Genomic DNA, 18,983 nt, shown 5'->3' with positions numbered 1-18,983 from the left:
CATGTCGTACCCTACAACTACACCCTCTCACCCACTGGCCTCTGCTGAGGATTGGGGAGAACAAGCCCTCACCGCCCCAGCTCTTACCGGGGAGCTAGTAACCTCTTTGGATGACCCAGAAGCCGGCGCAACCACCGCTGAGTACGGCATCGTCATGCTAGCAGCAGTTGGCTTTGCCGGTCTGCTGGTAGTAATCCTGAAGTCTGATGAGGTACGTGAGCTCCTTCTAGGGATTGTGCGCAATGCGCTCTCGACCGGAGCCTAAACCTCACCCACGGCCTCTCGCCGGTGGCATCTGGCCCTGCGCTCTTCTGGAGCGGAGGGGCAGGTGCCGACAGCGGGGTTCTGTGACCGCTGAATTTGCGGTTACCCTACCCGCAGTGGTGTTCGTGCTGGGTCTGATACTGGGTGCCGCAGCCCTGGGCATCGTGCAACTCCGCCTTGAAGAGGGCGCCCGGCTAGGAGCCCGAGCCGCTGCTCGCGGTGAGGGCACTGAGACGGTCACCCGCATCGTCCAGGAAATTGAGCCTCGGGCAGACGTATCGGTGAGCACCAGTGGGGAATTCACTCGGGTTGAAGCTAGTCGTACTGCGCCGGGGCTAATTGGTCGGCTCACCGACTGGCAACTGGTCGCTGATGCTCAAGCGCTCACTGAAAGTGGTGGGCAGTGAGCATGCGGCAGCCAAGCTTCTGTCTGCCCCGTGAGGATGCCGAGCGGGGCAGTAATACCGTGACATCTTTGGGGTTGGTCTGCGTGCTATTAGTTCTAGGGCTGACCATGGCAGGGTTGGTCGGTGTCGTAAGTGCTAATTATCGAGCCGCTACCGCTGCTGACTTGGCAGCCCTCGCTGGAGCCGACGCTGCCCGAGGTTTAAGCAGTGGGCAACCCTGCACCGTAGCGGCCGCTGTGGCGGGGCGCAATGGGGCTAGTCTGGCTGGCTGCGCTCTTCCTTCGGAGCTGAGCGGAACGGTGGATGTCCGTGTAACGATTCCTATAGAAGGGCCGTTCGCTTTCTTGGGGTCGGCTGAAAGTCTTTCACGTGCTGGGCCTCCTGCCGTGCTAGTAGACAAGGGTTCCTAGCCCACCCAAGATTACAGCAGCCTACCTTGGCTAACTCTTTCAGCTGGCCCGCGAGAAAGCCGGAGGGCTAGAAGGGTGCCTCACTACTGTGCTGACCGGTCAGCGCTTCAACTGCTGAGACCATCGGTTGCGGCGCTCGCCCTGCATCGACTTCCCTTTGATTCAAGGGCTTGAGGAGGGCTCTGTTCTCGTCCTCCGACACTGCCCCGGCATGAACCAAGAGAGCTCCCAGCAACCGGGCTGCTGCGGTCTTCTCTAGAGGCTCGTTGCGGTTGCCGCACTTGGGGCTCTGGACGCAGGAGGGGCAGCCACTCTCGCATTCGCAGGCCAGAATGGTGTCAAGGGTAGCTCGCAGCCAGTGCTCGGCTGCCTCGAAACCGCGTTCGGCAAAACCTGCTCCACCCGGGTGACCGTCATAAACAAAGATGGTGGGCTGCTCGGTGTCAACGTGCAGGGCAGTAGAAAGCCCTCCAATATCCCATCGGTCGCAAGTAGCGGTGAGGGGTAATAAGCCGATGGCGGCGTGTTCGGCGGCGTGGAGGGCACCGGGTACCTCGCGTTCGTGAATCCCAGCTGAATGCAGAACTGTGGCAGGGATGGTCCACCAAATAGCGCGGGTGTTGAGGCTTTGAGGCTCTAAATCCAGGGGTTCGTCGCCCAGCACTTGTTGGCCAATCAGCGATTTGCGCTGATAACCCACCACCTGGGAGCGCACCCGCACCGACCCAAAGTTCATGGTTACCGGCCCCTGCTCCACCGTCTGATCGGTGGCCAGTACAGTGACTTCGGTGATGTCCCGTGCTTGCGTGTAGTAGTCGGGGGTGGCTCGGCTGACGGCAATGACCCGGTTTTCTTCATCGAGGTCTTCCACCAAAAAAGTTTCACCCTGGTGAGTGTAGATAGCCCCGGGGTGTCCTTGTGCGTGAGCTGAACCGCCGTCCATCGTGCCCACCACAGCGCCGGTTTCTACCTCAATAATTTGTAGCGGCGAACTGCCGCCGCGCAGCGAGACCAGGGCGGACGCGGATTCTGGGTGGGTCCAAAACCAGCCGGTGGGGCGGCGGCGCAGGTAGCCCTGTTCTACCAACTTTTCCAGAAGCCTGGGGGCGGTGGCGCCGAAAACAATCAGCTCTTCTGGGCGCAGGGGCAGCTCGGCGGCAGCGGCGCAGAGGTGGGGGCTGAGAACATAGGGGTTCTCAGGGTCAAAGACTGTCTTTTCAACTCCGTTCTCAAAAATGTCAGCCGGGTGGTGCACCAGATAGGTATCCAGCGGGTCTTCGCTGGCAACCAGCACCGCGAAACTATCTTGCCCAGCGCGGCCAGCGCGTCCAATCTGTTGGAAGAAGGAGGCCCGGGTGCCTGGCCAGCCGGCCACCAGCACGGCGTCCAGCCCAGCAATATCGATTCCCAGTTCTAGAGCCGATGTTGATGCCACCCCCAGCATCTGCCCGCTGCGCAGGGTACGTTCTAGGTCTCGGCGTTCTTCGGGCAGGTAGCCTGCACGGTAGGCACTCACCCTGGATGATAGGCCGGGCTCGACTTCATCTAGGAAGCGCCCGGCGGTTTGGGCAATAGCTTCTGCCCCGCGCCTCGATTTGATGAAGGCGATGGTGCGGGTTCGGTCAATCACCAGGTCTGTCAGCATCTCGGCGGTTTGAGTGATGACAGACTTGCGCACGGGAGCCCCGTTTTCACCGCCACTGCTTCCTCCGGGGGAGAGGCCCGTACCCCGACTTGCGGATAGCCGGTCAGTCACCTGCTGGTTCTGGTCAAACTCAGGTTCCCAGAGCACCACATGGGTAGCACCCCGCGGAGCCGTGCTCTCGGTAACGGCGGTGACTGCCTCCGGCCGAGAACCAATTAAGCGGCTGAAGGATGCGGCTGGCTCAGCACTGGTGGCAGAGGCACCAATAAAAACCGGGCTGACACCGTAGTGCCGGCAGATTCTGCGCAGGCGCCGTAGGAGTACCGCCACGTGGGCACCGAACACACCGCGGTAGCTGTGTGCCTCGTCAATAATCACATAGCGCAGCTTGCGCAGAAAAACTGACCAGTGACCGTGGTTGGGCAAGATAGCGTGGTGCAGCATATCTGGGTTACAGAGCACCAGGTTGGCGCGCTCACGAATAAAGCGTCGGTCAGCGCTAGGAGTGTCGCCATCGTAGGTTTCAGGCACCACGCCGGGCAGGTTTAGGGAGCGCAGTGATGCTAGCTGGTCGGCAGCTAGAGCTTTGGTGGGGGAGAGGTAGAGAGCCGTTGCCCTGCCAGAAATAAAGCCTGCTCCGCCCTCGCCGATTTCCCCTCGGTAAATAGCATCTAGCGCCGGTAGCTGGTAGGCAAGGGATTTGCCCGAAGCCGTGCCGGTGGCAAGAATGACGTGCTGGTTGCCCGGTGAACTGTGGGCGGCATCTGCGGCCTCAACCTGGTGCCGGTAAGGCTGGTCAACGCCCAGGAATTGGTAGGCTTCTACGACGCGGGGGTGCGCCCACTTGGGCCAGGGGGAGGTAACAGCTTCTTGGGCTGTTAAGGTCTGCACATGCGTGATTTGAGGCGGGTGGCTACCGTACCCCAGTCTCTGCAGCATCTCCCGCATCGCAACCGGGGCGGCATCCACCGGGTGAGCGCTGGAGGCTGAGCTAGGGGTAACTGGCACGTCACCGGGTGCGGGAGTTGGAACAGACATACCTCCCATTATCACCCCTGATCGCAGAGCGCCGTTGCTGGCAACAAACAATCATTCCCTTCACCTGGGGAACTGATGCTGAGCAATGGGCCTAGCCGCTGAAATAAAACGCCCCTTCTGTGACTTAGGCAATAAGGTGCGTGATAATGGGAATATGAGTATTCCAATGAACATTCAAGACCAGAATCAGCCCGCTGAGAGGGAACCGGCGATCACCGTGCTCGATGATGAGCAGGTGTGGGAGCTTATCGAGAGCACCAGGTTTGCCCGTCTGGGAACACTGGGCGAAGACGGTTTTGTACACATCACCCCTCTTAACATCGTGACTAATAGGGAAAAGATTTATTTCCGCACAGCAGCCGGCTCCAAACTAACCCAACTGATTCTTGAAGAGAAAGTTACGGTGCAGTTCGACCGCGCTGAAGGCCATTATGCTCACTCAGTCAATGTTTTTGCTACTGCCCGCTTACTCACAGACTCCCAAGAAATTGATGAGGTGAAGAAGCTCAACCTGGCCCCATGGCTGGATACCGAAAAGCTGGAATTCGTGGAACTAACCCCGCAGAAGGTGACCGGCCGACGCTTCCGCCTGGGGCACTAGAGTGCCCCATGCCAGTTAGTCTTTAGGGTGGGATAGGGCTACTCTTGCGCGCACGGTGCGGGTTTCCTTATCCCACCGGGTGAGGGCTACCAGGGCTGAGAGAGCAAGAGAGATGGCTACCATTTCGAGGTACTCTTCAGCGTGGGTAACCAGCACATAGGCAACCGGGTTGGTGGCGATGTCTCCGTCCATAAAGAGACCTGAAATTGCTTCCAGAAAAAGCACTGCGGTCAGAAATATCAGCCCAGCTATGATCAGTGTTTTGCTGACGGCTGTGGGCAGAGAGCGCAAAAGAGGAACGGTAATCAGCACGACGGCCAGCGCTACGGGTGCCCCAAAAAATACCCAGGGCCAGGTGCTCACCGTTAGCCCCCAACGGTCAGCGAGCGCCCAGCCAACATGGTTGAAACTTTCATGGATTGATGCGGTTTCATCCATTGATGCTAGAAACCCGACCGCTGATAGGACGAACATGCGCCTGTCACCTAAAAGTACGCCTAACCCGGTTGCGGTAAGACCCAGAATCAGCCAGAGGCCGGCAGTGAACCAGACAATCAGGTTGCCTTCTCCATTAACGTCCAAGAGTCGGTGCAGCTCTCCTGAATGAAGCCAGGTCATCTCTGGTGCAATACGGTAGAGCAGGTGGCGTGCTCCCGAGAGAGCAGCGAGGATGGTGGCGGCAACTAGGAGGTAGGGGAAGAGAGCTAGTACAGGGTATTTGCCCTCCCTGTAGCTAGGGCGACCGGTAGACCTGCCCGGGGGCTCAGGTGCGCTATGCGAGCTTGCTGTATTCATGGAGTTTCCCCTTTTTCTGATGATGTTCCCTTATAGAGGTGGGCATCGTCGGGGTTACAACGACGTTCTAGGGACTCCCAGATAAAGCGGCCACCCATACATAACAGCATATGGGTCAAAGATTAAAATCACGTGAGTCATTCAAATATGTAATTATCGTGAGGCTGGGGACTGGGTGCTGGTGCCAAAGGAGCCTTTGGAGTTTGTGCCTCGGGTAAGCACATATCGCGGTGAGACTGCCCTAGTTTTCAGGAGCTACGGGGGCAGGGGAGTAGAATGGGTGCGTGGCTCAAGAACGAATTATTCTCTATTACTGCTTTGCACCCGTGACCGATCCCAAGGCTGTCATGCTCTGGCAACGTGCCCTCTGTGAAAAACTGGGGCTGACCGGTCGCATCATTATCTCCAAGCACGGTATCAACGGCACCCTGGGCGGTGACATCAACGCCCTCAAACAGTACGGCAAGACCACCCGCCAGTACCCCGGCTTTGAAAAGCTGGAACTCAAATGGTCTGACGGCGGCGCTGCTGACTTCCCCCGTCTATCTGTTAAGGCTCGCGACGAAATTGTAGCTTTCGGGATCCCCGAAGAACTGGTCGTGGATGAAAACGGCGTGGTGGGCGGTGGCGTCCACCTCAAGCCCGAAGAGGTCAACCAGCTGGTCGAAGAACGCGGCGACGAAGTGGTCTTTTTTGACGGACGCAACGCTTTTGAAGCCAAGATTGGCAAGTTTAAGAACGCTATTGTTCCTGATGTTCGTACCACCCACGATTTCATCGAAGAAATCGAATCGGGAAAGTACGATGACCTCAAAGACAAGCCCGTGGTTACCTACTGCACCGGCGGTATCCGTTGCGAAATCCTCTCTGCTCTAATGAAGAACCGCGGCTTCAAAGAGATCTATCAGATGGACGGCGGTATTGTTCGTTACGGCGAAAAATTTGGGGATAAAGGTCTCTGGGAAGGCTCCATGTACATCTTCGATAAGCGCATGCACGTGGAATTCTCACCGGACACCGTCACCATCGGCCAGTGCGAGCACTGCGGTGCCCCCTCCAACAAGTTTGAAAACCTGGATGTAGACGGCAAGCGCGATCTGGTGTTGCTCTGCGGCGACTGTGCCAAGAAAGCTCTAGCCGAGAGGGACGCGGTGAGCGTCTCATAACCTCAGCGGCAACTGACCGAAAGCCCACCTGTTCTTATGGCAGGTGGGCTTTTCTATATTTGAAGTGGCCCTGGGCTAGAGTGGGTGTCTATGAATAGCCCTGCCTCTACCTTTGAAACAGCCCTGATTGAGTACGGAACCTTTATGGTAGCCGGTGTGACTGCACCTGCCAGCGAGCAGAGCGTCTTTAGTGATTGGTGGCAGGAGCTTTACAAAAAACTAGAGCAGGGTGAGAACGGTACTGCAAAGCTGGCTGCGGTGGAAAAATTACAGCGAGTGGGCGTTATTATGCCTGATGCTGATGATGCCGGAGCCACCTATACCGCAGGTTTTATCGTGCCCGGTGGAATTAAGGACGTCGTTGCCCTGGGACTGACCGGTGTGATGGTGCCTGCTGCTATGTACGCCACGGTTCTGGTCCAAGGAGCCGTACTAGCTGGTGAGACCCCCCAACACATCAAAGAAGGCTTCGAACACCTGCACACTGAGTTTCTGCCCTCGAAAAGGCTGGTGCCTACCGGCGTCCACCTGGAGGTGTACGGGCCGGGTGAGATGACCAGCAAGAATTACCGCATGTACCTGTGGACAGCCACTACTCCTGCGTAAGTAAAGGTATGGCTCCTGCACCAGTCGGTGCAGGAGCCTTTTGAGTGGTGTGCCCCTCAGACGCTGGTGGTTACTTGGCGGGTGGTAGTTTCTCCCAGGGCTCGATGCCGCCGGCAACCTCATAGAAAAGGGGGTGCAGGCGCTGTGCCGGTGGACTGGCAAAACGGTCAAGGTACCACTGGGGGTCTCTGGCCTCTACCTTTTGCTTCAAAAATTCCAGCTCATAATCAACCTGTCCCTGCGTCACAGCCATCGGGGCAACCCCTTCAGCCTGTTCCGTGGCAATCAGTGAGCGGTTGAAACTGTAGCCGCGCTGGTCAGCCTCATCGGCTAGACCGTGAAGGTAGGCGCAAATGGTAGCCAGAGGGTCTGGGCTTGCCTTGAAACGGTCCAGCTGCGGGTGGTTTTTGTATCCCTTAGTGAGGCCCTGCAGAACTTTCTGCGCCAGTAGCGTTTCACGCCAGCAGGCGACCAAACCCTTGGCGTCCAACAGGGAGGGGGCTACTGACCAGATACGCACCTAGGAAGTCTCGACCCGGCGGGCAAGAGCTGCTTCAAGCCGCTCAACTTTTCCCGTGATCTCACCTGAATCGTGGCCGGGGCGGATATCGGCTTTGAGTACCAGTGACACACGGCTACCGTGCTTGCCCACCGCTTCGGTGGCTGCCTTAATGACGGCCATGCATTCATCCCAGTCACCTTCGATGGTGGTGAACATGGAATCGGTCTGATGGGGCAGACCAGAGTTTCGGACAATTTCTACGGCTTCTGCAACGGCATCGTGCACTGAACCGCTGGGGTCACCCCCGCCAGTGGGGGCTACGGAGAAAGCAAACAACATAGGGATTAGCCTAGTGCAGTCTGCCCCAGCCGTACAGGGCCACCTGCCGCCGCTCACTTCCTGCGGTTCTGCGGGGGTTGAGGTGAGAAGATAAGCGCCTTCAGAGAAGAAACCCTCCTGATTCCTGAGATAATGGGGGCGTGACTGATTTTTCTCGTATTGATAATGCCCCTATGAGCACCGACACTGCCGCGCTCGCAACCCTCAACGCTGCTTTGAAATCGGTGAACTACACCTATGACGGTGTGCAAGAGCTGCTGGGCGACGGTCCTTTCGACGCCATGGCTCGGGATCAGGTGGTTCCCGGCGTCTACCGCATTGGCCAGGTACTGGGCTGGGAGGCAACATCTGAGAGCTTCACCACGGCTGACCGCGCTCTTGCGACCGTGGTTAGCTTCTTTTTGCTGGCTCAGGAATGCGAGGTAGCTGATCTTGATGCTGCCCTCGGCGCGGGCTCTGCGCAGCTTATTTCTGAGCTGGGGTTGGCAGAAGGGACGCCGGGCGGCGTCCTTGCCACGGTGGATTTGCGGCCTCACGCGGCTGATGATGGCACCGAGATTTATGTTGCCAGCGATTTAGGTGCTCATCAGCGCGATGGCGTGTTGCGCCGTGACCACGTGCTGGGTATCGGGCACGCCTCGCTGACCCTGGCACAGTTGATTGAGCGCAGCCCGGTAGATCGTGCTCTAGATGTGGGGACTGGCTGCGGTATCCAGGTCTTTCACTTGCTCGCCCACGCCCAGCATGTGACCGCCACCGATATTTCCGAGAGGGCACTGGCATTTACCCGCTTTAATCTGTTACTCAACGCTGAAGCGCTCCAGGTTGACCCCCACAATGTGGAGGCTCGCGTGAGCCTGCGCCTGGGTTATCTGCTGGAACCGGTGGCTGGCGAAACCTTTGACTTGGTGGTATCTAACCCTCCCTTTGTGATTACTCCCCGCCGTGAGGGAGAAGTGGCCGCTGATCAGTACACCTACCGGGATGGCGGTATGGCAGGCGACGGTATCGTTTCTACCCTGGTGGAACAGCTCCCCGGGGCGCTTACCCCCGGTGGGCGTGCCCAGATGCTGGGTAACTGGGAAATCCCTGTTGCTGCTGTCGGGCAAGAGCGTGATTGGTCAGCGCGTCCCCGTGCCTGGGTGGGGGAGCAGACCGAAGCCTGGTTTATCCAACGGGAGGTGTTAACCCCTGAACAGTATGCCGAGACCTGGTTACGTGATTCTAGCGAGAACCGTGATGCGGCTGCCTATACCGAGAGCTACACGGCTTACTTGCGAGACTTCGCGGCGCGCGGAGTGGAGTCGGTGGGCTTTGGCATGATGTGGTTGCGTAAGCCTGCTGCGGACCCCATCGGTGAGCGCCTGTACCGCTTTGAAGAAATCACCTACCCCATCCAGCAGCCCATCGCCCCTTTTATCACCGAGGCAGTAGCTCACTATGACACGGTGACGGCCATGACCGATGAGCAACTGCTGACACAGCACCTGGTGGTCGCAGGGGACGTGACCGAGGAGCGACACGCTACGCCGGGTGCAGAGCATCCTTCTGTAATTTTGCTCCGTGCCGGTGCCGGGCTACGTCGTACGATGTTGGAGACCACTGAAACCAGCGGCTTCGTTTCAGCATGTGACGGTGATTTGTCCGCCGGACAGATTATCGGCGCACTTGAAGCGTTGCTGGCTTGGGAGGATGACCAGCCGCGCCGCGTATTAATAAGTAATATTCGGGAACTCTGTGAGAAAAGTTTTCTGCGGATTGACAGCTGAGAATTAGACTGGGGCAATGAACGAGAATCCCATTAAAACTCTGAATGAAGACCGTTGCTGGGAACTATTGAATCAGCATCAGGTGGGCAGGCTAGCTCTGGCAGCTGGTGGTGAGATTGATATCTATCCCGTGAATTTCGTGGTGCACGAACGCAAGATTTACTTCCGCACCGCGGCTGGCCAGAAACTCTCTGAAGTGGTGATTAGCCGCAAGGCAGCTTTTGAGATTGATGAGATTGTTGATGGGGTGGCACGCTCGGTCGTGGTGCGCGGAAACGCTCACTGGCTGACCAGCGAAGCCGATATGAGCGCCGTTGAATCGCTGAGGCTCAAAGCGTTCGCACCGACCTACAAAACCAACTGGGTGGAGATAGAACCCACCGGGGTTTCCGGTCGTGAGTTTGAAATTGGGGATGAACCGGACTACGACGAGCTTATCGTTGGCTAAGGTTCCTTGCCCGCCGTCGCTCGGAGAGTAACAAGCTAACCTCACACCGGGTGCTGTGTGGGCGGCGGTGGGCAAGTGGGTTATTGTTGTGGGTATACGCGCAAAAACGGCGCTAAGACTGTCTGAACACTAATCCAAGGAGCACAGTTGCCCACTAAGGCTACGTCTGAACACGGCAGGTCACTGCTGATTGTGGAATCCCCCTCGAAGGTAAAAACGATTAGCGGCTATCTTGGTGATGCCTTTATTGTTGAGTCCTCCATGGGGCACATCCGCGATTTGCCTCAGCCTTCAGAACTGCCAGATGAGCTCAAAAAGGGCCCAGTGGGTAAGTTCGCCGTCAACATTGATGAGGATTTTACACCCTATTACGTGGTGAATTCAGACAAGAAAAAGAAGGTCACCGAGCTCAAGCGCCTGCTCAAAGAATCTGACGCTCTTTACCTAGCAACCGATGGGGACCGTGAGGGTGAAGCTATCGCCTGGCACCTTTTTGAGGTGCTTAAGCCCAAGGTCCCGGTTTACCGTCTGACCTTCCCCGAAATCACCAAAGAGGCCATTGAACGCGGTTTTGAGAACCTGCGTGAAATTGACAATGACCTGGTGGACGCTCAGGAAACCCGCCGTGTACTGGACCGTATTTACGGCTATGAGCTCTCGCCGGTGCTGTGGCGCAAGGTATCCCGCGGTCTCTCAGCGGGCCGCGTGCAGTCGGTAGCAACCCGCCTGGTGGTTGAGCGTGAGCGTGAGCGCATGGCTTTCCGTTCCGCAACCTACTGGGATCTAACCGGTACTTTTGCGACCTCAGACAATCAAGCTTTTACGGCTAAACTTTCAGCGGTTGACGGTTCTCGCGTGGCAACCGGCAAGGATTTTGCTGATAGCGGCGAATTGAAGCCGGCTTCAGCGGGCAAGGTTGCCCATCTGGATGAGGCCGCCGCCAGCTCACTGGCAACCGCCCTGGAGCAGGCAGCCTTTAGTGTCCGCTCCGTTGAAACCAAGCCCTACACCCGTCGTCCTGCCGTACCTTTTACCACCTCTACCCTGCAGCAGGAGGCAGCGCGTAAGCTGCGTTTCTCCTCCCGCTCCACCATGCAGGTGGCTCAGCGGCTCTACGAAAACGGTTACATCACCTACATGCGCACCGACTCGGTAGCCCTGTCTGACCAGGCCACCAAAGCAGCGCGTAAGCAGGCGACCGAGCTCTACGGCCCGGAATTTGTACCCGCGTCCCCCCGTACCTACAGCTCAAAGTCAAAGAACGCACAAGAAGCACACGAAGCAATCCGCCCTGCAGGGGATTCCTTCCGCACTCCGGATGCCGTGAAAAATGCTCTGAGCGTGGATGAGTTCCGCCTCTACGAGCTGATTTGGAAGCGCACCGTCGCCTCCCAGATGGCCGATGCTAAAGGTTCCACTGCATCCATCCGCCTGGGCGCAACCGCAGCTGATGGGCGCGACGCCGAGTTCTCCGCCTCCGGCACCGTCATCACCTTCCGCGGCTTCTTAGCTGCCTACGAAGAGGGTAAGGATCTAGCCCGCGGCGAAGAGGGAAACGCCAAGGACGGTAGAGAAGATAAACGCCTGCCCAACCTAACCGAAGGCCAGGGCCTGACCGGTAGCGACATTGCAGCCGCCAAGCACGCCACTTCACCGCCCCCGCGCTATACAGAAGCCTCCCTCGTCAAGGCAATGGACGAGCTGGGTATCGGCCGCCCTTCCACTTACGCGGCAGTTATCTCAACCATCATGGACCGCGGTTACGTCAATAACCGCGGCGGCACCCTGATCCCCTCCTGGGTTGCCTTCTCAGTGGTGCGCTTGCTCGAAGAATACTTCGCTAAGTACGTAGACTACGAGTTCACCGCAGAGATGGAAGAGGATCTCGACCGCATTGCCCGCGGCGAAGAGTCCCGCACCACCTGGCTGAGTAACTTCTACTTTGGTGGCGAAGCCACGCGCGGTCTCAAACCCATCGTGGATAACCTGGGCGATATTGATGCTCGCGCTATCAACTCCATCGAGGTAGCTCCCGGCATTAATCTGCGCGTGGGTAAGTTCGGCCCCTATCTTGAAGCCGGCGGTGAAATTGATACCGAAACTGGCGAAATCAAAGACCCCGTGCGCGCTAACGTGCCTGCTGATCTTGCCCCCGATGAGCTGACTGAAGAAAAGGTCGCTGAGCTTATGGAACAGGGGAAGAACGACGGTCGCGAACTGGGCGCAGATCCCGAAACCGGACGCACCGTGGTAGCACGTGATGGCCGCTATGGCCCCTACGTCACCGAGGTCATCCCCGAGATGACCGAAGAGGAAATCGCTGCATGGATGGAAGCGCAGCCCACCGAGTACTACAAGAATGGCCGCGCTAAGCCCAAGAAGAAGCCCAAGGCGGAAAAGCCCCGCACCGGCTCTCTCTTCAAGTCCATGGACCTTGCCACCGTCACCCTTGAGGATGCCCTCAAGCTTATGAGCCTGCCCCGCGTGGTCGGCACTGACGCTGAAGGTGTTGAAATTACCGCGCAGAACGGGCGCTTCGGCCCCTACCTGAAGAAGGGTACTGACTCCCGCTCACTGGAGACCGAGGACCAAATCTTCAACATTACCCTGGAACAGGCGCTCGAGATTTACTCGCAGCCCAAGCAGCGCGGCCGCGGCACCGCTAAGCCACCCCTGGCTGAGCTGGGCGTTGACCCGGTTTCTGAGAAGAAGATTGTGGTGAAGGATGGTCGCTTTGGTCCCTACATCACCGATGGCGTCACCAACATTACGGTACCCCGCAGCGAGACTATCGAGTCACTGACGCACACCCGCGCGGTTGAACTGCTAGCTGAGAAGCGTGCTAAGGGCCCGGTGAAGCGCAAGACTGCGGCTAAGAAGTCCGCTCCCAAGAAACCGGTAGCTAAGAAAGCAACCGCGAAGAAGGCTCCTGCTAAAAAACCTGCGGCCAAGAAAGCTAGTTAACATCTGGGGGCTGAACGTGTAGCAACGTGCTACGTGGTGTCACACCCGATAGATGAGCCCCCGCCCGCTGACCCTCTTACGGTCTCGGGCGGGGCGCTTGCCCGACTACGAGCGTCCATGTCTGCCTATGTGCGCCCACTCGATCACTGGACCAGTAGACTAGACCTAGCTTTTTTCACTCACCACTGGGGGTTGCCATGCGCTTGGGCGTACTAGACGTTGGATCCAATACTGTTCACCTGCTGCTATTGGACGGTAATGCGGGCAGCCGACCCGAGCCCTACGCCTCCCATAAGATGGGGCTGCAGCTGGTCCGCTACATCGATGCGGACGGTAATATCAGCGATGAGGGGCGCAATAAGCTCACCGAGTTTGTGGGTAGCGCCCTTGATTTCGCGATTGAGAACAACGCCGAGGATCTGCTGGCTTTTGCCACCAGTGCTATTCGTGAGTCCACTAACGGGGCAGCTGTTTTGCAGTACGTGCAGAATAAGACCGGGGTGACCCTCACCGAAATTTCCGGTGATCAGGAAGCTGCGATTACCTACCACGCTGTGCGTCACTGGCAGGGCTGGGGTGCTGGCCGCATCCTGAACTTTGATATCGGTGGTGGTTCTTTTGAGTTTTCTACCGGTGTGAATGCTTTCCCCGATGACGCTATTTCTGTGCCGCTGGGTGCCACCCGACTGACCGGTGACTGGTTCAGTGACGAAATACCCACCCCTAAAGAAGTGAAGAAACTGCGCAAGTACACCCGCGAGGTGTTGGAACCCGTTGCGGAAGATTTGCTGGCCTACGGCCAACCCCATATGACGGTGGGAACGTCCAAGACCTTCCGCTCCCTGGCGCGTATTTGTGGCGCTGCCTCCTACTCTGCCGGCCCCCACGTCAAGCGTGAGATGCGTCTGGAAGACCTGCGCCTGTGGTCCCGCCGTATGGAGGCCATGTCACCGGCTGACAGGGTCGATTTGCCGGGTGTCTCTGAGATGCGCTCACATCAGATTCTTGCCGGTGCTATCGCTGCTGAGGCCGCTATGGAGGTCTTTGATATTGAGGTGATGCGCGTGAGCCCCTGGGCACTGCGTGAGGGGCTCATTCTGCGTCGCCTTAACCACTTTGCTACACAGGGCACCGCTAATATGATTAGCCCTAAATCGATTGCTGAGGGCGCCCGCCGCTAGCCGGGAGTTCTCCCTATTCCACGATGGTTGTCCCATTCTGATAAGAGGAGGGATTGATCAGTGGCCTTGCTGCCCGTGAGAAGTTCTAGAATGGGTGTAGACACCGTCACGGGGAGGTAACCATGACCGAGCAGAACAGTGCCGATCTGCAGGCAGTAGAGCAGAGCCAAGCTGGAGAAAACACGCCTCAACAGGTCCCAGTGGCTCTCTCTACCTCCTGCCTCTTTCCTCTGGGAGTGCCAGAGACTTTTGAAACTGCCTTAGAGCTGGGTTATGACAGCGTCGAGGTTATGATTACCCACAACGTGCTGAGCCAGGAGCCTCACGACCTGCTGGATTTGATTCAAAAGTACCAGCTACCCATTTCAGCGGTCCATGCCCCTACTCTGTTGCTGACCCAGCAGGTCTGGGGCAGGGCCTGGAACAAGATGCAGATGGCCGCTAAGATGACCAGGGCAGTGGGGGCTGATGTGGTGGTAGCTCACCCGCCCTTCCGATGGCAGAAAACCTACGCTAAGAACTTTGTAGCGGGGGTTCGTGAGATTTCCCAGCTAGAGGGCGTCAAAATCGCGGTGGAGAACATGTACCCCTGGTCAGTGAAGGGTAAGGCCGTAGAGATGTACGCCCCGCACTGGGACCCCTCCGCATTTGATTATGACTGGATGACCTGGGATTTCTCGCACGCTGCTGCCGCTAATGATGACTCGCTAGAGGCCGTTCAACGCATCGGTTCCCGGCTAGGTCATGTGCACCTGACAGATGGATCCGGTGACAAGGTCATGGACGAGCATCTGGTGCCAGGTCACGGCTCGCAGCCGGTCGCTGAAACCCTGCAATTCATTGCAGCCAGTGATTTTGACGGAGTGGTGTGCGCTGAAATTTCCACTCGTAAGGCTAAGGGTGCGGCTGCGCGCGATGAGATGCTGGCAGAGACACTTGCCTTTGCCCGCGAACATTTGGCACGCTAGGTTTTTCTTCGATAGGACGGCGGGTGGTGGCTGAGAGCTGAAATCAGAGAAGGTTATCCCGTGGCATGAAAAAATGAAACCTGACTCACACTAAGGAGATGAGATTCTAATGACCACGGTAGCTTTTATCGGTACAGGTTCTATGAACGGTGCTATTGCGGCTGGCCTTCTGGCGTCCGGCTTTGACCCTGCTAAGGTGCGCGCCACGGTGGGTTCCCATGCCAGTATTGAGAAATTGCGCGCCCGGCTGGGGGAGGGGTCGGAATCTGTCACGGTTCTGGCGAATGAAGACGATCCCACAGCAAATCTAACATCAGCCCGCGGTGCAGATATTATTCTGCTCGGGGTTAAACCCTACGATATCTTGGAGCGCGCCCGCGAAATCGCACCGGTGCTTTCGCCCAATGCGATCATTGTTTCGGTGGCAGCTGGCATAACGCTCGAAGCATTAGAAAAGGCTCTGCCTGAGGGGCAACCTGCAGTGCGCTGCATGCCCAACACGCCTTCGCAGGTAGGCCGCGGTGTTCTGGCAGTTTCGATAGGCCAGACCGTTACTGAAGAACAGCAGGAGGCTGTAAAGCAGGTGCTGGGGCCGGCCGGTAAGGTGGTTGAAGTGGCTGAACATCAGATGGGTGCTGTCACCGCGGTGTCTGGCTCAGGGCCTGCCTATGCCTTTCTACTGGCGGAGACCATGGCTGCTACCGGGGTCAAGCTAGGGCTGGATGAAAAAACCGCTACCGAGCTCGCTGCCGCAACGGTTGCCGGAGCTGGCTATCTCTTGGAAGCTGACCCCAACCCACAGAAGCTGCGCAAAGGGGTAACCAGTCCCAAGGGAACCACCGATCGGGCTATTAGCACTTTTGTAGACCGTGGAATCTTTGAGCTAACAGAATCTGCCATGCGAGCCTGTGTCCAGCGCAATGAAGAGATGACTGCGGAGTTTAGCCGGTAGCCAGAATCTCCAGGGCTGAGTAGGAGTTAGAACAAGAAAGAGGCGTGGGAGCCTATAAGATTAAACGATGAAGGCCAAGCCGTAGGGAATCGGCTTGGCCTTCAGTTCCTTGTTTCTGAAAGAAATCAGAAACAGAGGAGTGCTCTCTACCGGGGCCAGACGGAATTAAGGGGGAACCGTCAGTCTGCCCTGGCTTCGAGCTACTTGAACGGGTTCGCGGACCGTTCAGTAATCACTCGCACCTTTAGAGGTAGTTATAACTATATGGCATATAGGGCAAAATCGCATACTAACATTCAAAAAATTGGTCAAAAACTTAACATAGATAAATATTTTAATTTTTAATGAAAGTTACCGGTTGCGCAGTGAATGGTCAGTTACCATTCCGTTACTTGCTATATATAGAAGCTTATTCAAAAGTCCTCCCAGCACTATAAAACACCACCTCTACCCCACTGAAAACACCCCCGCCGGGCGTGAAGTGGCGAACCTGTTCACCACCCTCACAACCGCAGATGTCCTGCCTCTGGTTTGCTTCAGGTGATATGAGGGGTGAGGGCTGTGAGTAGCGTGGTGAATTGCGCTGTGGTGCGCTGGTCTTGTAACGGGTCTTTCCGTCTGGCTTGAGGTTATTTGGTTGAAGATTTTACTCTCATTGTGCCATTGGTGGGGCCGTTGTTTTATTAGTGGGTGTGGGACTTATGAACAAGTCTCGTAGAGTTCAATTAGGGTCTTGATGCAAAGCGCTCAATCAAATCAACCTGACCAGAAACAATCAACAAATCCCTTGATGAGACGCGGGTTTCGGGGGTCGCGTAGGTAATTTCTTCGCCGGGAGATTTGACCCCCACAATGGTCACGCCGTATTTAGAACGCACATCAGATTCTGCCAGGGTGAACCCATGAGTCTCCTTGGGTGGGTACATTTTGACGATGGCAAAATCATCATCTAATTCGATGAAATCTAGCAGCCTCCCCGAAAGAAGGTGGGCCACACGAGCGCCAGCATCCGACTCAGGGTAGACCACCTTGTGTGCACCAATACGGGAAAGGATTTTTCCGTGAGAGGGTGTTATGGCCTTAGCCCAGATTCGTTCAATGCCTAAATCCACCAGGTTTGCAGTAATCAAAACAGAAGCCTCCACCGAGGTTCCAACGCCAACTACTGCGGCGGTGAACTCGTGCGCCCCCAGTTGTCTTAGTGCATTCATGTCGGTGGCGTCAGCCTCAACAATATGGGTCAGGTCCCCGGACCACTTTTGCACGAGGGCGGGGTCTTTTTCTATAGCGAGAACCTCTTGGTTCTGGCGTACAAGTTGCGCTGCTGTGGCTGTACCAAAGCGTCCAAGCCCGATAACGAGCACGGGGGCGCTGTGAGAGTGCTGAGGGTCTTTTCTAGCCAATGATGGGCCTCTCTTCTGGGAACTTGTAGAGCCTGCGGCGAGAACGCATGGCAAGCCCCGTCGCAACGGTGATGGTGCCGACGCGGCCGATGAGCATGAGGATGGAGAGTAGGTATACACCGCTGTGAGGTAACTCGGCGGAGAGTCCGGTGGACAGGCCGCAGGTTGCGTAGGCCGAAATTACTTCGAACAGAGAACGTTGAAGTGATGCTCCACTCATGAGCATAATTGCTGCTGTGCCGATGAAGACGAAGGTTGCGCTCATCATAATGACCGAAATAGCGATACGTAGAACGGTGTCCGGGATGGTTCTTCCGAAGGCAACCACAAACTGATCACCGCGGGCCTCTGCCAGAATGGCGAGGAAGACCACAGTAATAGTGGTGATTTTGATGCCACCGGCAGTAGATGCTGAGCCGCCGCCGATAAACATCAGCAGGGCGGTCAGTAGCGCGGTGACCGGGTTGATATCGTTCATATCAACGAGGTTGAAGCCACCGGAGCGCGTCATGATGGAGGCAAAGGTTGCGTTCAGAACCTTGTCGGCGACGCTCAGTTCGCCAATGGTTTTGTTGTTGTTCCATTCCAATGCTCCCCAGGCGAAGGAGCCAGCGACAAAGAGTACCAGGGTGCCAATGACGGTGAGTTTGGCGTTGAGGTTCCATCGGCTAAAAACTGCCAGGTTTTGTTGGAGGACCAGAATGACGGGGAAGCCCACCGAGCCGATAACGACGCCAAGAGAGATGGGTATAAGAATCCACAGGTCATGGCCGTAGGGCACAATTCCGTCTGAGTGGGGGGTGAATCCGGCGTTATTGAAGGAAGAGACGGCGTAGAAGATGCCGTGCCAAATACCCTGACCCAGCGACTCACCCAGCAGGAGAAATCGGGGTATTAAGACCAGCGCAATGGTGCCCTCAATAACGATTGAGGTAACGGCAACAGTGCGCAGCACGGAGCCTACTTCACCCAGTCGCCCGATATTCATTGACTCCTGCGTGATGATTCTTGACCGCAACCCTAATTTTCTACCAACAGCGAGCGCTAGGATTGAGGTCAGTGTCAGGGTGCCCAGCCCGCCAATTTGGGATCCCAGCAGGATCATGAGTTGTCCGAAGAAGGTCCACTGTTCAGCGGTGGATACCGTAGTAAGGCCGGTAACGGTCACGGCGCTAGTAGCAGTGAATACGGCGTGCTGAAGCTCTACCCGGTGCCCATCCTGAGAAGCGATGGGCAGGGAGAGCATGATTGAGAAAAAAGTGATGACGAGTATGAAAGCCGTTATTGCGGTACGGGAGGACGAAGACCCCACGACCCGGTCTATCAGGTCGCGTAGGCTCTCAAAACGCTGGATCAACAGCCTAATGCCGGCTGAGTACCGCGATTCCTTACCCCCTCGAGCGAACTGAGGTTGCTTCTTGAGCTCTTTCTGCTGTGGTGTGGACATCTTCTTACCTCCTTCATAACTCATCGCTTCTAAGCGTAGTCTGCGTGTCATAAAACCGTCGCATCAACGGTTACGAGT

Annotated in this window: 18 protein-coding genes; 12 read left to right on the top strand and 6 right to left on the bottom strand. The window is 56.9% G+C overall.

Going from position 1 to position 18,983, the window contains the following annotated elements; translation table 11 throughout:
• Position 1: 1 nt before the first annotated feature.
• The 3 genes from VVR27_RS00980 to VVR27_RS00970 all read left to right on the top strand — a co-directional run bounded on the left by VVR27_RS00980 (position 2) and on the right by VVR27_RS00970 (position 1,081).
• Complete coding sequence (locus tag VVR27_RS00980) at positions 2 to 265, top strand: DUF4244 domain-containing protein (RefSeq protein ID WP_346872457.1); 264 nt, start codon at positions 2 to 4, stop codon at positions 263 to 265.
• Positions 266 to 347: 82 nt separating this feature from the next.
• Positions 348 to 671 carry a TadE family type IV pilus minor pilin gene (locus tag VVR27_RS00975; protein ID WP_346872456.1) on the top strand — a complete coding sequence of 108 codons (324 nt, stop codon included), beginning with the start codon at positions 348 to 350 and terminating at the stop codon, positions 669 to 671.
• 2 nt (positions 672 to 673) lie between these two features.
• On the top strand, positions 674 to 1,081 hold the full coding sequence (locus VVR27_RS00970) for an Rv3654c family TadE-like protein (protein WP_368546675.1): 408 nt from the start codon (positions 674 to 676) through the stop codon (positions 1,079 to 1,081).
• Positions 1,082 to 1,148: 67 nt separating this feature from the next.
• On the opposite strand, the gene VVR27_RS00965 is transcribed toward VVR27_RS00970, so the two are convergent.
• Positions 1,149 to 3,674 carry a DEAD/DEAH box helicase gene (locus VVR27_RS00965; protein ID WP_368546874.1) on the bottom strand — a complete coding sequence of 842 codons (2,526 nt, stop codon included), beginning with the start codon at positions 3,672 to 3,674 and terminating at the stop codon, positions 1,149 to 1,151.
• Positions 3,675 to 3,918: 244 nt separating this feature from the next.
• On the opposite strand from VVR27_RS00965, the gene VVR27_RS00960 reads away from it, so the two are divergent.
• Positions 3,919 to 4,365, top strand: a complete 447-nt coding sequence (locus VVR27_RS00960) for a pyridoxamine 5'-phosphate oxidase family protein (RefSeq protein ID WP_368546674.1) — start codon at positions 3,919 to 3,921, stop codon at positions 4,363 to 4,365.
• Between the two features lie 15 nt (positions 4,366 to 4,380).
• On the opposite strand, the gene VVR27_RS00955 is transcribed toward VVR27_RS00960, so the two are convergent.
• On the bottom strand, positions 4,381 to 5,160 hold the full coding sequence (locus tag VVR27_RS00955) for a hypothetical protein (RefSeq protein ID WP_368546673.1): 780 nt from the start codon (positions 5,158 to 5,160) through the stop codon (positions 4,381 to 4,383).
• Positions 5,161 to 5,444: 284 nt separating this feature from the next.
• Between VVR27_RS00955 and VVR27_RS00950 the strand changes: the two genes are divergently transcribed.
• The gene (locus VVR27_RS00950; protein ID WP_368546672.1) at positions 5,445 to 6,326 is read left to right on the top strand and encodes a rhodanese-related sulfurtransferase; all 882 of its coding nucleotides are present in this window, start codon (positions 5,445 to 5,447) and stop codon (positions 6,324 to 6,326) included.
• Positions 6,327 to 6,416: 90 nt separating this feature from the next.
• Positions 6,417 to 6,932, top strand: coding sequence for a GyrI-like domain-containing protein (locus VVR27_RS00945; protein ID WP_368546671.1), 516 nt, complete (start codon positions 6,417 to 6,419; stop codon positions 6,930 to 6,932).
• Between the two features lie 70 nt (positions 6,933 to 7,002).
• Here VVR27_RS00945 and VVR27_RS00940 read toward each other — a convergent pair whose 3' ends face one another.
• Positions 7,003 to 7,452: a pyrimidine dimer DNA glycosylase/endonuclease V gene (locus VVR27_RS00940; RefSeq protein WP_368546670.1), complete on the bottom strand. Its 450-nt coding sequence runs from the start codon at positions 7,450 to 7,452 to the stop codon at positions 7,003 to 7,005.
• Positions 7,453 to 7,773, bottom strand: a complete 321-nt coding sequence (locus VVR27_RS00935; protein ID WP_368546669.1) for an MTH1187 family thiamine-binding protein — start codon at positions 7,771 to 7,773, stop codon at positions 7,453 to 7,455.
• A gap of 173 nt (positions 7,774 to 7,946) precedes the next feature.
• Between VVR27_RS00935 and VVR27_RS00930 the strand changes: the two genes are divergently transcribed.
• From VVR27_RS00930 to proC, 6 genes are all read left to right on the top strand, one after another.
• Positions 7,947 to 9,542 (top strand): methyltransferase, encoded by a 1,596-nt coding sequence (locus tag VVR27_RS00930; RefSeq protein ID WP_368546873.1) that lies wholly within the window; start codon positions 7,947 to 7,949, stop codon positions 9,540 to 9,542.
• Positions 9,543 to 9,558: 16 nt separating this feature from the next.
• The gene (locus tag VVR27_RS00925; RefSeq protein WP_251379341.1) at positions 9,559 to 9,990 is read left to right on the top strand and encodes a pyridoxamine 5'-phosphate oxidase family protein; all 432 of its coding nucleotides are present in this window, start codon (positions 9,559 to 9,561) and stop codon (positions 9,988 to 9,990) included.
• A gap of 147 nt (positions 9,991 to 10,137) precedes the next feature.
• Entirely contained in the window at positions 10,138 to 12,954 is a 2,817-nt protein-coding gene (topA, locus tag VVR27_RS00920) for a type I DNA topoisomerase (protein ID WP_368546668.1), read from the top strand.
• Between the two features lie 197 nt (positions 12,955 to 13,151).
• Positions 13,152 to 14,135 (top strand): Ppx/GppA family phosphatase, encoded by a 984-nt coding sequence (locus VVR27_RS00915; RefSeq protein WP_368546667.1) that lies wholly within the window; start codon positions 13,152 to 13,154, stop codon positions 14,133 to 14,135.
• 122 nt (positions 14,136 to 14,257) lie between these two features.
• A complete protein-coding gene (locus VVR27_RS00910; RefSeq protein WP_368546666.1) occupies positions 14,258 to 15,103 on the top strand; it encodes a sugar phosphate isomerase/epimerase family protein in 846 nt (281 codons plus the stop codon).
• Between the two features lie 109 nt (positions 15,104 to 15,212).
• On the top strand, positions 15,213 to 16,055 hold the full coding sequence (gene proC / locus VVR27_RS00905) for a pyrroline-5-carboxylate reductase (protein WP_368546665.1): 843 nt from the start codon (positions 15,213 to 15,215) through the stop codon (positions 16,053 to 16,055).
• Positions 16,056 to 16,780: 725 nt separating this feature from the next.
• Here proC and VVR27_RS00900 read toward each other — a convergent pair.
• Complete coding sequence (locus tag VVR27_RS00900) at positions 16,781 to 17,458, bottom strand: TrkA family potassium uptake protein (RefSeq protein ID WP_368546664.1); 678 nt, start codon at positions 17,456 to 17,458, stop codon at positions 16,781 to 16,783.
• Entirely contained in the window at positions 17,451 to 18,905 is a 1,455-nt protein-coding gene (locus tag VVR27_RS00895; RefSeq protein WP_368546663.1) for a TrkH family potassium uptake protein, read from the bottom strand. The genes VVR27_RS00900 and VVR27_RS00895 overlap by 8 nt, the downstream gene beginning before the upstream one ends.
• Positions 18,906 to 18,983: the final 78 nt, after the last annotated feature.

Source organism: Rothia sp. LK2492 (genome assembly GCF_040946345.1).
GTDB lineage: Bacteria > Actinomycetota > Actinomycetes > Actinomycetales > Micrococcaceae > Rothia > Rothia endophytica.
This window is presented reverse-complemented; position numbering and strand designations above follow the sequence as displayed.